Origin of the sequence: Eggerthella lenta DSM 2243 (assembly GCF_000024265.1) — a bacterium.
GTDB lineage: Bacteria > Actinomycetota > Coriobacteriia > Coriobacteriales > Eggerthellaceae > Eggerthella > Eggerthella lenta.
Window position 1 is genome coordinate 1421954 of sequence record NC_013204.1, and the last position, 14115, is coordinate 1436068.

Sequence of the window (14115 nt, forward strand, 5' to 3'; positions counted from 1 at the left end):
GCAGCGTTTGACGGGGAGAAGGGGCCCTGGCTACCTCGACTCGCGGACAGCCGCGGCAGTGATGGCGGCCTCGGCGGCGATTTCGACGCTGCGACGCGCGGTCATGCGCACGAGCGCCAGCGCCAACGCGGCGGCGGTCAGGGCGAACAGCGCGCCTGCGGGGCCGGTGGCCAGAAGCCCGCCCGCGTTCATCACGAGGCCGCCCGCGAACGAGCCCAGCGCGATGCCCGTGTTGAACGACATGGGATGCAGCGACGCCGAGAACGTGAGCGCGCTGGGGTAGTCGGTGCGCGCGACGCTCTGGAACAGCATCTGCACGGTGGAGTTCATCACGTACATGAGCAATCCCACCGCGAGGATGTTCGCGATACCGACAGCGCCTGCGGGCAGACTCACGGCCAGCAGGGCCAGAAGCGCCGCGTGGGCGGCGAAGGCGACGGGCAGCGCGCGCAGCCCGAAGCGTCCGGCAATCCAGCCCGACAGCAGGTTCGATCCCACGCATGCCGCGCCGAACAGCAACAGCACGAAGCTCGATCCTGCGGCGTCGAGGCCGGCGATGTCGGCAAGGATAGGGGCGAGGTAGGTGTAGAACACGTAGGTGGACGCTACGCCGGCGAGAATCATGGCGATGTTCGTCAGCACGCGGCTGTCGGCGAGCAGGCGCAGCTGCGAGCGGAGAGTGGGGGCGGCGTCTCCCGTATGCGCGGGAGTGCGGGGCAGCGTCGGCAGCAGGACGACGCTCGCCGCGAGGCCGAGCGCGAACACGCAGGCGTAGGCGGCCTTCCAGTCGAACAGGCCGGCCAGCGCCGTGCCGATGGGCACGCCGACGACGCTCGACACCGAGAAACCGGCAAGCACGAGCCCCAGCACCGCGGCAACGCGCTTGGGCTCGACGATGTCGGGCACGTAGGTGAGCGCGAGGGCCAGAAGCGTGCCGGACGTGACGGCGGGCAGCACGCGCGAGACGAGCAGCAGCGCGTAGCCGTCGGCGAACAGGGTGAGCAGGTTGCCGGCGTTGAACACCACCAGCAGCGCCGCCATCACCTTGAAACGGGCGGCGCGCGCCGTGGCGAGCGCTATGACGGGCGTGGCGACGGCGCAGGCCAGCGCGTAGTAGCCCACGAGATCGCCGATGAGCGTGAGCGGCTCGCCCAGCCCTTCGGCTACGTCGGGCACGATGCCTATCAGCACGAACTCGGCGAACCCGAGTGCGAACGCGAGGGTCGTCAGCAACGCGGTTGCGAACGCGTTGCGCTTGCGGCTCGTGCGGTTTTCGGTGTCCATGGCGACCTCCAACAGGGGTAGTGCGAACAGTGCGTGTTTCCGTCCCTTACCGTACCGCCGGCCTCGCCGAATAGCCAATGCTTATAATGAAAGCTTCCCCATGCCTGAAAAGCATGGAGATGCTGAGGCCGCTGTGGAACCTTTGACATGCAGGTGCTTTCTGGTCCTGACGCAAGGGGCCGATATGAAAAAGGTTCGTCAAGCGTTAATCGGCCTCGGGCCGCTTTTCTTGCCCCTTGTCCTCCCATATCATTATATGAGTAATATAGTCATGGACAAAAACATGCCCGAATCTGCACTTTTAATGAGTCGTGTAGATGCGGATGCGCTCTCTACCAGGCGTTTTTGTAACTAAGACTTTTTGAAGCCCGCAAAACTCTGCAAGAATTACCGAATACCAGCCCTTTTTGTCCATGATGGTTTTAATCATATGTAAATGCCGTGACGGTCTGGGGGTGTGCGAGAGGCGTCAAAGGGACGGGGATATAGCATGTGGGGAGGGGCCGCATACGTCGTATCCACCGCCTTCCCTGACGCGTTGAAAGGAGCGCCGGGAGGGGGCGCTCCTTTCGCGTTGGGAGGAGGGTGTGAGGAAAAGAGGAGGCTATTCCTTGCGCAGCCATTCGCCGCCGCCGTCCGAGCATTTGCTGCCCGGCCGGTAGCTGGCGATCTTGGCGTCGAGACGCTTCGCGGTGGCCTGCATCTCATCGAGTTTCGCGACCAGCTTCGCGCGCTGCTCTTCCAGAATCTCGAGGCGAGCGGCGGCGGTGTGCTCGCCCTCTTGGAACAGCGCCACGTACTCCACGAGCGCCTCGATCTGCACGCCCGATTCGCGCATGCAGCGGATGAACTCCACCCAGCCGCAGTCGTATTCGGTGAAGTCGCGGATGCCGTTGGGTAGCCGGGTGACGTGGGGGACGAGCCCGATGCGCTCGTAGTAGCGAATGGTGTCGACCGTGATTCCGTAGCGTTTCGCGACTTCGGCGATTTGCATAGCGCGCCTCCTAGCAGGTCGTGGGGAAGTCCGTTTATCCTGCTATCAACATACCGCGCTGCTCAACCGATGGCCAATGCCTACATTGAAAGGTTCACCATGCTTGGGAGGCATGAAGAACCTCAAGCAACCCTTGAGATGGCCGGCGGCCGTGCGTCGCCTAAACCCCGCACCCCATGAGGCGTGCGCGGTTGACTTCGTGCAGGCGCTTCTCGATGGCGCCCGGCGCATCGACTCCTGCGGCAGTCACCACGCCCACGAGGCGTGCCTGCTCGAAGCAGTCGACCCAGCCTTGCAGTCCCTTCGTCGCCCCGTCGAACGCATGGGCGTCCTCGTCGGCCGCCGTGGCCAGCAGGTACACGTCGCGAAACGCAGGATCGGCAGCGTAGGCCGGGTTGCTGCGGTCGAGCAGGGTCTTCATCTGACCAGCCATCTCGAAGAAGTAGATGGGCGTGGCGAACGCGATGGCGTCGGCCGCCACGATGCGCTCCACGATGGCGGCCGCATCGTCGTTCAGCGGGCATGCGGCGCCGGCTTGGCAAGCCAGGCATCCGCGGCAGAACTCGATGCGCTTGCCGCGCAGGCTGACCGTCTCCACGTCGTGACCTGCCTCGCGCGCCCCTTCGGCGAACGCGAGCGCGAGGGCGTGCGAGTTGCTGGTCGGGCGCAGGCTGGCCGATACCACTAGGACGTTCTTTCCCATGGGGTTTCCTCTCGTCGTATGCGATGCGTCGATCGTCTTGTCGCGTTCCAGTGTGCCCCTTGGAGCAGGCTCCAAGTCAAATGGAGGTTTCGTGGCGACGCGAGGAGGGGCGGGAGAGAAGAATCTTTCGCCGCATCCGCGCAGGCCGCTGCCGGACTTCGGGAAACGCCGATACGGTTGCGTGCGGTCTACGAGATGCCCGCATCGTCGCCCACATGCCTCGCGCATACGCGTTCCATGGCGTCGAGGAACGCCTGCGTCTGCTTGTTGGGCATGGAGGACCGCCAGACGAGGCCCTGGTGAGCCTCGAAGCGCGGGGCGAAGGGGACGAAGCGAAGGTCGCCGTCTTCGCTCGTGTCGAACAGGCCCTCGTAGGTGAGCATGCATCCCATGCCCTGACGCACGAGATAACGGCCGTTCGAGGGCAAGTTGAACGTAGCGACGACATCCATCCGGTCGAGCGCGTCGCCCGCCCAGTCGCGCAGCGTTCCCGCAAGCGCCTGGCGCGAGACGATGATGCCTTGTCCTGCCAGGTCGGAGGGCGCGATGCCTTCGAGCCGCCCCACGGCGCTGTCGCGCAGCGCAAGCGCGCCCCATACGTCGGTCACCGGCAGGCGCATGGCGTTCATCTTTGCATGCTCGCGCATCTCGCATTCCAGCATCACGTCGTAGAACCCGCGCACCAGCCCGTCCTTCAGCTCCGCAGTGGTTCCGCTGTGGATGGCGAAATCGACGGCGGGGTAGGTGCGCCGCACCTCGTCCATGGCCTGCGCGATGAGCGCCATGGCCTGGGATTCGCCCGCCCCGATATGGACGGTGCCGCCGATCGACCGCTCGGAGGGCAGCATGTCCTCCTCGGCCTTGTGCGCCAGCTCCACGATGGACTCCGCGTAGCGGCAGAGGATGGAGCCCTGGTCGGTCAGTTCGATGCCCTTGGGGCCGCGCGTGTACAGCTCGCGCCCGAACTCCTTCTCGAGCGACGACAGCTGGCGCGAGAGCGTCGGCTGGGTGATGTGCAGGGCTTTCGCCGCGTTCGAGATGTTGCCTTCGCGCGCGACGGCCAGGAAGTACTCCAGGGTCCTCAGTTCCACGACGTCCTCCTTTCGCTCGTTTCCAAGCTATGCAAAACCGGTATGAAGAACAATTCATTATAGGCATTTTTCATAGCGTCCCACCGGTTTTAGTATCGGCAGCAGAGAGAAGCCGTGCAACTCAAGGAGAAAGGGGAGCATATGTCCCTGCTCGACAAAAGCCTGAAGCGACGTGATTTCCTGAAGGGGACGGCGGCGGCCGCTGCGGCGACGGCGGCGTTCGGGCTGTCCGGCTGCTCGACGGGCTCTGCGCAGGCCGCCGGGTCCGACGGCGCGCACGTCGTGGCATCCGACGCCAGCATCCTGGCCGACGCGGGCGAGTGGATGCCCATCCACTGCCACCAGAACTGCAATCAGATGTGCCTGAACATGGGCTATGTGGTGGACGGCGTGGTCGTCCGCCAGAAGACCGACGACGCGCGCGAGGACAGCTTCGACTGCCCGCAGCAGCGCGGCTGCCTGCGCGGGCGGTCCCTGCGCCAGCAGGTGTACAACGCCGACCGCATCAAGTACCCCATGAAGCGCAAGAGCTGGCAGCCGGGCGGCGCCGAGAACGCCCACGGCGAGCTGCGCGGCAAGGACGAGTGGGAGCGCATCAGCTGGGAAGAGGCGCTCGACTACATCGCGGACGAGCTGAAGCGCGTCTACGCCGAATACGGCCAGGACGCCGTCATCTGCAACGGCTGGCGCTGGGCGCCCGGCTCGGCCATGTTCCCCGTCATCGGCGGCGCGGTATACGACACCGAGACCGAGTCGTTCGGCTGCTGGGCATTCCAGACCGAGGCGCTGGGCCTGTACTCCTGGGGCGACCACCCCGATATCATGATGGGCCCCGACAAGTACGACCTGCCGAACGCCGACACCATCGTGTTGTACGGCTGCAATCCCGCCTGGGCTCAGCACTCCAGCATGTACTGGCTGAACAACGCAAAGGAGTCCGGCACCGGGTTCGTGTACGTGGGCCCCAGCTACAACGTGACCGCCGCGCAGCTGGGCGCGCGCTGGATCCGCGTGCGGCCGGGCACCGACACGGCGTTCTTGCTGGCCGTGATCTACGAGATGATCCGTCTGGACGGGGAGCGCGGCGACATCATCGATTGGGACTTCGTGAACGAGCGCACGGTGGGCTTCACGCCCGAGACCATGCCCGAGGATGCGACGACCGACGAGAACTACCGCGACTACATCCTGGGCGCCTACGACGGCACGCCGAAAACCCCGGAGTGGGCGAGCGAGATCTGCGGCACGCCGGTCGAGGACATCACGTGGTACGCGGAGCTCGCCGCCAAGGACAACAAGGTGATCTTCTTCCACAGCTACGCGGCCTCCCGCTACCTGGGCGCCGAGAACCTGCCGCAGGCGTTCATGACCGTGTCGGCGCTGGGCGGCCATTACGGCAAGTCGGGCCACGGCTCGGCCGCCATCTACACGTGGGACGCCGGCGACTCGGGCTACCGACTCATCCAGCACGCGGGCGGCGAGTACGCCTACATCGACAACTTGGTAGGCTCGCCGGGCGCTACCGGTCCGAACCGCTGCATCGAAGGCAACTCGTGGTGGAGCTCGCTGGCCGAGGGGAAGTACTTGTCCACGTCCGAGGGCCCCTACGACCTGGGGTCGGGCGACGATCCGACCAAGCTGCGCGCGAACACGCCCACCTACCATGCGGCGCGCGAGATGCCGGTGAACCCGCGCCTCATGTTCGCCACGTGCAGCAACTTCATGCAGACGCGCGGCAACCTGCCCACCGCCATCGAGGTGATGCGCGCCGCCGACACCTGCATCTCGCTGGAGATCAAGTACTCACTGACCGCCTCGTTCGCCGACATCATCCTGCCGGTGGCCACCCACTGGGAGGGCAACGACGACGAGAGCTGGGGCGAGCTCTGCTGGCCGAGCCCCTTCGGCGACGGCAACGGGCAGAAGCAGCGCAAGGACGCGCTTCTGGCTTGGCGCCCGTTGGTGAAGCCGATGTACGAGGCGCGCGAGGAGAAGCGCATCTGCCGCGACATCGTCGAGCGCATGGGCTTCGACGCGGACGACGCCTATCCCAAGAGCAACTACGACCAGTGGCTGGGCTACTTCCTGGGGATGCGCGAGCTGTCCGAAGACCTCTCCCGTTGGGAGCCGGTGATCACCTGGACGGCCGATGACAACCGGAAGCACCATGCGAACTACCCGGAACAGCAGGGCAAGATCTCGTTCGACCAGTTCATGGCCGACGGCTCGTACGTGGTGCGCCGTTCGCCCGACGACAGGCGCAACTACATCGGCTACCGCGACGACAAGCTGCGCATCGGTGAGAACGGCGAGGTAGTCGTGGCCGACACCGCGTGGCCGCGCCCGTCGCGCTCGGGCAAGCTGGAGATATACTGCCAGTTCAAAGCCGACAACGTGAACCGCACGGGACTCAATCCCGAGCCCATCAAGCCCTACGCGAACTACTTCGTGCCCAATCGCGGCTACCAGGACACGTTCGCCGACTGGGACGCCAAGGTGAAGGGCGCCTATCCTCTGCAGGCGTACACGCCGCATTACATGCGCCGCGCGCACACCTGCTACGACAACATGACGTGGACGCAGGAGGCGTTCAGGAACCCGGTGTTCATGAACGCGCAGGATGCTGAGGAGCGCGGCATCGAGGCGGGCGACACGGTGGTGTGCTACAACGACTTCGGCCGCATGCTGCGCATCGCCCAGCCGCTGCAGGGGATGATGCCGGGCACCGTCGGCATCCCGCACGGCGTGCGCTCGCTGTTCGACGAGAGCGACCCCGCGGGCATCGTCGATCGCGGCGGATCCGAGCAGATGCTGTCCGACGGGCAGCAGTCGAACTACTTCCCCCAGGTGGACGGGTACAACAGCCTGCTCATCGAGATCGAGAAGTACGACGGCGAGGCGCTGGTGGAAGACTGCGACCGCGGCCCGTTCCTGGCTGCCGGCATCGACGCCGAGGGAACGCCCGCCTACGTCGCCGAAGGCATGTACGAAGGCAAGGAGGCTTAAACCATGAGCTTGGGATTCTACGTTGACGTGCAGCGCTGCATCGGCTGCCGAACCTGCCAGGTGGCGTGCAAGGACCGCCACAACCTGCAAGCGGCGGGCCCTCGCACCCGGCGCGTGGGAAGCTTCGAATGCGGGATGTACCCGGAGGTGGGCATGTTCCATCTGACGGTGTCGTGCAACCACTGCGACGATCCGGCCTGCGTGGCGGGGTGTCCCACCGGCGCCATGTTCAAGTCCGACGACGGCACGGTGCAGCATGTCGACGACTGCTGCGTCGTGTGCCGCAATTGCATGATCACGTGCCCCTACGGCGCGCCGCAGTTCGACGAGGACGAGAACATGATCGTGAAATGCGACGCCTGCAAGGCGCTGCGCGAGGACGGCCGCAACCCGGTGTGCGTGGACGCGTGCCCCATGCGCGCCATCGAGTTCGGCGACGTGGACGAGCTGCGCGCGAAGCACGGCGACGCCGTGAGCGAGCTGCCGGTGCTGCCGTCGGCGGCGACCACGCAGCCGAACCTGCTGCTGCACGCGTCGCCCGAGGCGCAGCGCAGCGACTTCAACGAGGTCGTGCTGTGAGCGCGCCGACCGACCCGGCGGGCGAGTCCGTCGCGCTCGAGGCCCTGCTGCTCGCTCGCGCGCGCCTGTACGCGCTGTTCCACAAGCTGTTCGGCGCGGCTCCGGATGCGGCGGTGCTCGAGGCCCTGCTAGGCGGGGCGACGGCCGACGCGGTGGACGAGTACGCGGAGGACGACGAGACCATGCACGGCTTCGGGCGCTTCCTGTCCGAGGTGGCCGCTGCGGAGGGGCGCGCCGCGCTCTTGGAGGCGGCGCGCGACGAGCACGTGCGCGTGCTGGTGGGCCCCGGCGCGTTGCCGGCGATTCCATGGGAGGCGCCGTACCGCACGGGCGAGCCGACCGTGTTCCAGGAGGACACTCTGGCCGTGCGCGCCGCGTATCGGGCGCGCGGCGTGCAGCCGAGGAAGATGCAGCGCGTACCCGACGACCACGTGTCGCTGGAATGTGCGTTCATGGCGCGCGAGGCGCGTTTCTCGCTCGCGCAGCTGATCGCGGGCGACGTGTGCGCGCTGGCGGCCGGGTTGCGCGCGCAGCAGTCCTTCGTCGTCGAGCATATGACAGCGTGGCTGGGAGAGTACGCGAAGGGTCTGCGCCGCTCTGCGACGGCGGTGCTCTACCCGCAAGCGGCCGAGGCGCTGGTTGCGTTCGTTGCCCTCGATGCGACGTTCTTGGCCGAAGCGGCGTTGTGGGCCGAGGAGGTTTCGGCGTCGGGCGAAAGGTTCGAAGCGCTGGGTGCGGTCGTCGGATCGCCCGAGGGGCTGGCCTTCGCCGCCGCCGAGGAAGCCCTGGCGGCGCTCGAGGAGACGCGCCCCTTCGGCATCGAGGACTACGAGCTGGCGGCGTGCGAGGGTTGAGGCCCTGTCAGGAAGAGTCGGCGCGGCGGGTCGTCCGCCGCGCCCGGATCCAAGTGAGGACGGATGATGACGATGATCTCTGAGTTTCCCTTGTTCTTGTTCACGACGCTGGGCGGGCTGGCGGCCGGTGCGTACGTGGCGGCGGCGATCTTCCCGGACGTTGATCGTAAGCCGAAGCGGCCGTGGCTGTTCCCGCTCGCGTGCCTCGCGCTCTTGGGCGTCGGGCTGCTGGGCGTGCTCGGGCACCTCGGGCGACCCGAGCGCTTCCTGCTGGCGATGAGCAACCCGTCGTCGATGATCGCCGAAGAGGCGTACTGGTCCATCGCGTTCGGGGTGCTGATGCTGGTCGATTTCGTTCTGCTGCTGCGCCGGGGCACCAGCCCGGGCGCGGTGCGCGTCGTGGCCGCCGTGGCAGCGGTCGGCCTCATGTGCATCATGGGATGGGCGTACTTCACGAGCTACGGCAACCCCGCCTGGGCGACGTGGCAGACGCTGCCGCTGTTCGTACTGGGCGATCTGGCGATGGGCGCCGCGCTGTGGGGGTTGATGCGCGAGGGTTCGTATCGCTCGGGCGCGTTCGCCGCGGCCTTTGCCATGCTCGGCGCGCTGGCCGTGGCATCGATCGCGCTGGCGGCCGCGCACTTCGCAGGTCTCGGCCATAACGCGCTGCCGTTCGCGGCCGCCGTCGTGCTGGCGGTGGCGGGCGTGGCCTTCGGCCTGCTGGCATGGAAGGGCAAGCTGTCCGGCGCAGCCCCCGCGCTCGCTTTCGCCTGCCTGTTCGCTGGCGTGGCCGCAGCCCGCTACGCTTTCTATGCCGCGAGCATTTTGTAACGGATCGAACGTCCTCGAAGGGGCAGCCCCCTTTGAGGACGCGTCAGCCTTTTCGTCGGAAGAAAAGCTAGAAAAGGCCCGAAACCCTCATACCGGCTGATGTTTTCGTCAGCTTGCGAAGCGTATGCTTCCCTGTATGAATGCCCTCGGAAGAGCAGCCGAGGGCTGCGCAGAGCCGCGGGAGCGGACGGGTTCGGGAATCTTCGAAGGCGCGTTCGTGCGCCAAAAGGGGGTGCCCCCTTTATGTTGCCTGCTTATTGCAGGCAACATAACCCGCTCTCGAGGCACGATGATGGCGAGAGGGAGACGGCATGGAGAAGGCGTCCATCGGCAGAAGGCTTGCGACGGCGGCGTTGTGCACTTGCTTGGTCGCGATGGGGATCCCGGCGGCGGCGCTGGCGCAGGGCGACCCCTCGACGGGCGCGGACGCGCCTGCGACGAACGACCCTGCAGAGGGCGTTTCCGCGACGGAAGCGGGCGCGCTTGCAGCCGACGGGCTCGCGGCGGGCCAGGGGGAGGCTTCTCGATCCGATCCCGTCCTCCTTGCATCGTTCGAGGATCCGGATCCGGCGTCTTACGACGTCGCGGCGGGCGAGGACCTGCCGAACCTTCCCGGCTCGCTGCTCGCGCGGGACGATGCCGGCGGGCAGGTCGCCGTGGAGGGCGTCTCGTGGGAGTGCGCCGACGCCGACCCGGTCGCACCCGGAACCCATGTGTTCGCGGCTGTGCTGCCGGCGGGCTACGAGGTCGCGCCCAGCGCGCGGTTGCCCCAGGTGACCGTGAACGTGGCCGCGCCGCAGGCGCCCGCGCCCGAGCTTGTGGCCGCCGCGCCGCGGGGGGGCCTCTTCCGGTGCGCTCGGGAACGGGGCGTCGGGGGTGCTCCATGTCACCTTCGACGACGGCGGTAAAATGTCGGACGCCATCGACGAGGCGCTCGAGGGCGAGAACAAGGGCGACGTGATGGACATCGTGATGGCCGGCAACGCGACGGAGATAACCGGCGACGACTGGATGGCGCTCAAGTACTGCTTCAAGACCGGAAGCGACTGGTCCAGCCTGTCCGGTTTGGACCTGTCCGGGATGGGCAGGCTGAAGGAGGTTCGGGGACTCGACGGTGGCAACGATGCGTTCGACAGGCTCACCACCCTGAAGCTCCCGGACAGCCTCGAGACCGTCGGCGCCTATACGTTCTTCAACTGCGAGAACCTGGCCCTATCGGAGATTCCCGCGAAGGTGTCCTCCATCGGCGAGCGCGCGTTCTCCGGTTGCAAGAACCTCGAGAGGGTGTCCTTCCCCTCCGGCCTGAAGTCCGTCGGCAAGAGCGCCTTCGAGGGCTGCTCCAACCTCAAGGAGCTCTTGTTTGGGAGCGACGCTCCGCCGAAGCTGGGCGCGGACGCCTTCAAGGACGTCGCCGTCGGCGGCACGGTGTACTGCCCGGACGCGGATGCGTACGAGACGAAGTTCGGCGCCGACGGGCCGAGCGGTTGGACGTACGCGTCCCTCTACGAGCTCCAAGTCGAATTCAACAACGGCACCGCCATGCAGGACGCCATCGACAAAGCGCTCGAGGGCAAGGACAGGGGCGGCGCGAAGGACATCGTGGTGACCGGCGACGCGACGGCGATAGCCGGCAACGACTGGACGGCGCTCAAGGACTGCTACAAGGATGGCAGCGCTTGGACCAGCCTGTCCGGTTTGGATCTGCTCAAGATGGACGAGCTGGGCACGGTGTCGGGGGTCGACGGGGGTGGCGCCGCGTTCGGCAGGCTCGCTCACGTGTGGCTCCCGGATACCATGGGTTCCATCGGCGACTACGCGTTCTCCGGCTGCACCAGCTTGCGCCTCGAATACCTGCCCGAGGGCGTCACGTCCGTCGGTGCCGGCGCGTTCCAAGGTTGCACTAGCCTGGCCCTCGGTTCGCTGGTCGAGGGCGTCAGATATGTCGGCGAATCCGCGTTCGAGGGCTGCACCAGCCTGGTCTTGGGCAGGCTCCCCGACAGCATCGAGTTCATCAAAAAGTCCGCGTTCTCCGGCTGCGAGAAACTGGACTTCTCGGAGATTCCCGCGAACGTGCTCGCCATCGAACCTAAAGCGTTCTCCGGCTGCAAGAACCTCGAGAGGGTGTCCTTCCCCTCCGGCCTGAAGTTCGTCGGCGAGAGCGCGTTCGAGGGCTGCTCCAACCTCAAGGAGCTCTCCTTCCGCAGCGAGAACCCGCCGAAGCTCGACGCGGACGCCTTCGAGGGCGTCGCCCAGCTCGGCGCGGTGTACTGCCCGGACGCGACGGCGTACGAGACGGCGTTCAAGGACAACGGGCCGAGCGGGTGGAGGTACGAGCCCTTCTACACGCTCGAGGTCGTCTTCAACGGCGGCGACGGCAGCGGCACCGCCATGCAGGCCGCCATCGACGCCGCGCTGGCCGACGTCGGCAAGGGCAAGATCGGCGCGAAGGACATCGTGGTGACCGGCGCCGCGACGGAGATAACCAAAAACGACTGGGGCAATCTCAAGCGCTGCTACCAACGCGACAGCGAGTGGGCCAACCTGTCGGGCCTGGACCTGTCCGGCATGGGCGAGCTGACGGCGGTGGGCGTCGATAATCCGTCCATCCAAGATCCCTATTACAACAGGCTTGTCGACTTGAAACTCCCGAGCGGCCTCGAGACCATCGACGAATACGCGTTCCTAAACTGCGATAAACTCGTCCTCGACGAGCTTCCGAGCAGCCTCGAGGCCGTCGGCAAAAACGCGTTCGACGGATGCTCGAACCTGGCCCTCGACGAGCTTCCGAGCGGCCTTACCTCCATCGGGGCCTATGCGTTCAATGACTGCGGGAACCTGGCCCTCGAGGAACTTCCCGCCGGAGTCGAGGACGTTCCCGACTGCGCGTTCCAGGGCTGCATTAGCCTGGCGCTCGCAAAGCTCCCCGCGAACCTTTCCTCCATCGGGCAAGGGGCGTTCAACGGCTGCAAAAAGCTGGCTATCTCGGCGCTCCCTGCGAAGGTGTCCTCCGTCGGGTCCTCTGCGTTCTCCAAATGCGAGGGTCTCAAGGCGATGGCCCTCCCGTCCGCCTTGCAGTCCATCTACAAGTACGCCTTCGAGGGCTGCACCAGCCTCGCGGAGCTCTCGTTCTACGGCGAGAACCCGCCGACGTTCGGCGCGAGCGCCTTCGAGGACGTCGCCGTCGGCGGCACGGTGTTCTGCTCGAACGAAGCCGCCTACAGGACCGCGCTGCAGGGAACCAAGCTGCCGGCCGACTGGGCGTTCGACGATCTGCCCGCCTGCACGCTGGAGGTTTCCTTCGCCGACGGCGGCGACATGCGGAAAGCCATCGACGACGCCCTGGCCGCCTCCGGGAAGGAGCGCTACCAGGTGACGGACATCAGGGTGATCGGCGACGCGAAAGCGATAGCCGGCGGCAACTGGGATGCGCTCAAGGAATGCTACAAGGACGGCGGTGCATGGCCCATCCTGTCGAGCCTCGATCTGTCCGGCATGGGCGGCTTGAAGGAGGTGTCGGGGACCGACCCCGGCTCCGATACGTTCGGCGAGCTCGTCAGCCTGGCTCTCCCGGACGGCCTCGCGACCGTCGGCCCCTCCGCGTTCCAGGGCTGCACCAGCCTGACCCTCGGCAAGCTGCCGGACGGCGTCACCGCCATCGGCCACCACGCGTTCTCCGGCTGCGTCGGCCTGGCGCTCACGGCGCTTCCCGAGAAGCTCGGTGCCATCGAGTCCGGCGCGTTCCAGGGCTGCTCCAACCTGGCACTCGACAGGCTGCCGGACGGCATCATCTCCGTCGGCGAGCGCGCGTTCTCCGACTGCGTCGGCCTCAAGGAGATGTCGTTCCCCTCCGACCTGAAGTCCGTCGGCGCGAGCGCGTTCCAAGGCTGCTCCAACCTGGCGGCGCTCGAGTTCCGCGGTTCTGCGCCCTCGCTCGGCGCGTCCGTCTTCCTCGGCGTCCCCGCCTTCGGCGAGCTCTATTTCCCGCAGGGCGAGAACTACGTCCAGGGCGACTTCGGCGGCGACGATCTGAAAGGCTGGGGCTTCTACGGCATGGCCCGACGCACGCTGGTCGATGCGGTCACGGGCGCGAAGGTGTCCGGCGTGCTGTCGTCCAACGCGGGGCTGCTCGCGCAGAAGGGCGGCCTGCACCAGGCAGGAGCCTGCAAGGCCTGCGATGCGATGCGCAAGCGCGAGGCCGAGGGCGTGACGCTCGCGGAGCTATGCCTGTCGCTGTCCGGCGGGCGCCTCTGGGGCGGCGTCGACGTCTCGATCCCGGTAGGAGCCGACAACGACGGGCGGGGGGTCGCCGTGCTGCACTGCGCCGGCGACGTGCTGGAGGAAGCGGCCGCCACGGTGGCCGGCGGCTATGCGACGGGCGCTTTTTCGGGCCTTTCGCCCTTCGCCGTGGTCGCGTCCAAGCCCGGCCCGACCCCGGTGCCGGGACCCGATCCGGATCCGGTGCCGAAGCCCGACCCGGTTCCGGAGCCCGACCCGACCCCGGTTCCGAAGCCGGTCCCGACCTCGGGATCGGGCTCGTCCGCCATCGCCGCGACCGGCGACGGTCCGGGGGCGGCCCCGTGGATCGCGCTGGCGACGGTCGCGGCCCTCGTCGCCGCAGGGGCGGCGGCAAGCCGAAAGCGCGCGCGGCGATAGGCGCCGCGCCGGCGGTGTCTAAACGAGGACGGGCACTTTAGGCATTCTTCCGAAATGATCCACGATCGGGAATATTCGGTGCTCTAATGCTTGATTATTCCCGATCGGTAATGATATCAT

Annotated in this window: 10 protein-coding genes; 6 read left to right on the plus strand and 4 right to left on the minus strand. The window is 66.9% G+C overall.

The window, feature by feature from the left end; translation table 11 throughout:
• Window positions 1–30 precede the first annotated feature (30 nt).
• The 4 genes from ELEN_RS05905 to ELEN_RS05920 form a co-directional block, all read right to left on the minus strand.
• On the minus strand, window positions 31–1284 hold the full coding sequence (locus ELEN_RS05905; protein ID WP_015760446.1) for an MFS transporter: 1254 nt from the start codon (window positions 1282–1284) through the stop codon (window positions 31–33).
• Between the two features lie 604 nt (window positions 1285–1888).
• Window positions 1889–2278 (minus strand): MerR family transcriptional regulator, encoded by a 390-nt coding sequence (locus tag ELEN_RS05910; RefSeq protein WP_015760447.1) that lies wholly within the window; start codon window positions 2276–2278, stop codon window positions 1889–1891.
• 160 nt (window positions 2279–2438) lie between these two features.
• Window positions 2439–2981 carry a flavodoxin family protein gene (locus ELEN_RS05915; RefSeq protein ID WP_015760448.1) on the minus strand — a complete coding sequence of 181 codons (543 nt, stop codon included), beginning with the start codon at window positions 2979–2981 and terminating at the stop codon, window positions 2439–2441.
• Between the two features lie 188 nt (window positions 2982–3169).
• A complete protein-coding gene (locus ELEN_RS05920; RefSeq protein WP_015760449.1) occupies window positions 3170–4072 on the minus strand; it encodes a LysR family transcriptional regulator in 903 nt (300 codons plus the stop codon).
• Between the two features lie 141 nt (window positions 4073–4213).
• On the opposite strand from ELEN_RS05920, the gene ELEN_RS05925 reads away from it, so the two are divergent.
• From ELEN_RS05925 to ELEN_RS15725, 6 genes are all read left to right on the plus strand, one after another.
• Window positions 4214–7078: a molybdopterin-containing oxidoreductase family protein gene (locus ELEN_RS05925; RefSeq protein ID WP_015760450.1), complete on the plus strand. Its 2865-nt coding sequence runs from the start codon at window positions 4214–4216 to the stop codon at window positions 7076–7078.
• 3 nt (window positions 7079–7081) lie between these two features.
• Window positions 7082–7657 carry a 4Fe-4S dicluster domain-containing protein gene (locus ELEN_RS05930; protein ID WP_015760451.1) on the plus strand — a complete coding sequence of 192 codons (576 nt, stop codon included), beginning with the start codon at window positions 7082–7084 and terminating at the stop codon, window positions 7655–7657.
• The gene (locus ELEN_RS05935; protein ID WP_015760452.1) at window positions 7654–8511 is read left to right on the plus strand and encodes a TorD/DmsD family molecular chaperone; all 858 of its coding nucleotides are present in this window, start codon (window positions 7654–7656) and stop codon (window positions 8509–8511) included. Before ELEN_RS05930 ends, ELEN_RS05935 begins: the two co-directional genes overlap by 4 nt.
• A gap of 72 nt (window positions 8512–8583) precedes the next feature.
• A complete protein-coding gene (locus ELEN_RS05940) occupies window positions 8584–9342 on the plus strand; it encodes a DmsC/YnfH family molybdoenzyme membrane anchor subunit (protein WP_229079706.1) in 759 nt (252 codons plus the stop codon).
• Between the two features lie 311 nt (window positions 9343–9653).
• Window positions 9654–10250, plus strand: coding sequence for a hypothetical protein (locus tag ELEN_RS05945; RefSeq protein WP_015760454.1), 597 nt, complete (start codon window positions 9654–9656; stop codon window positions 10248–10250).
• Window position 10251: 1 nt separating this feature from the next.
• Window positions 10252–13995 carry a leucine-rich repeat domain-containing protein gene (locus tag ELEN_RS15725; protein ID WP_015760455.1) on the plus strand — a complete coding sequence of 1248 codons (3744 nt, stop codon included), beginning with the start codon at window positions 10252–10254 and terminating at the stop codon, window positions 13993–13995.
• Window positions 13996–14115 lie beyond the last annotated feature (120 nt).

Coding starts and splice junctions, on each gene's coding strand:
- ELEN_RS05905 (WP_015760446.1), bottom strand. CDS start 1,284: ATGGACACCGAAAACCGCACGAGCCGCAAGCGCAACGCGTTCGCAACC.
- ELEN_RS05925 (WP_015760450.1), top strand. CDS start 4,214: ATGTCCCTGCTCGACAAAAGCCTGAAGCGACGTGATTTCCTGAAGGGG.
- ELEN_RS05910 (WP_015760447.1), bottom strand. CDS start 2,278: ATGCAAATCGCCGAAGTCGCGAAACGCTACGGAATCACGGTCGACACC.
- ELEN_RS05930 (WP_015760451.1), top strand. CDS start 7,082: ATGAGCTTGGGATTCTACGTTGACGTGCAGCGCTGCATCGGCTGCCGA.
- ELEN_RS05915 (WP_015760448.1), bottom strand. CDS start 2,981: ATGGGAAAGAACGTCCTAGTGGTATCGGCCAGCCTGCGCCCGACCAGC.
- ELEN_RS05940 (WP_229079706.1), top strand. CDS start 8,584: ATGATCTCTGAGTTTCCCTTGTTCTTGTTCACGACGCTGGGCGGGCTG.
- ELEN_RS15725 (WP_015760455.1), top strand. CDS start 10,252: ATGTCGGACGCCATCGACGAGGCGCTCGAGGGCGAGAACAAGGGCGAC.
- ELEN_RS05945 (WP_015760454.1), top strand. CDS start 9,654: ATGGAGAAGGCGTCCATCGGCAGAAGGCTTGCGACGGCGGCGTTGTGC.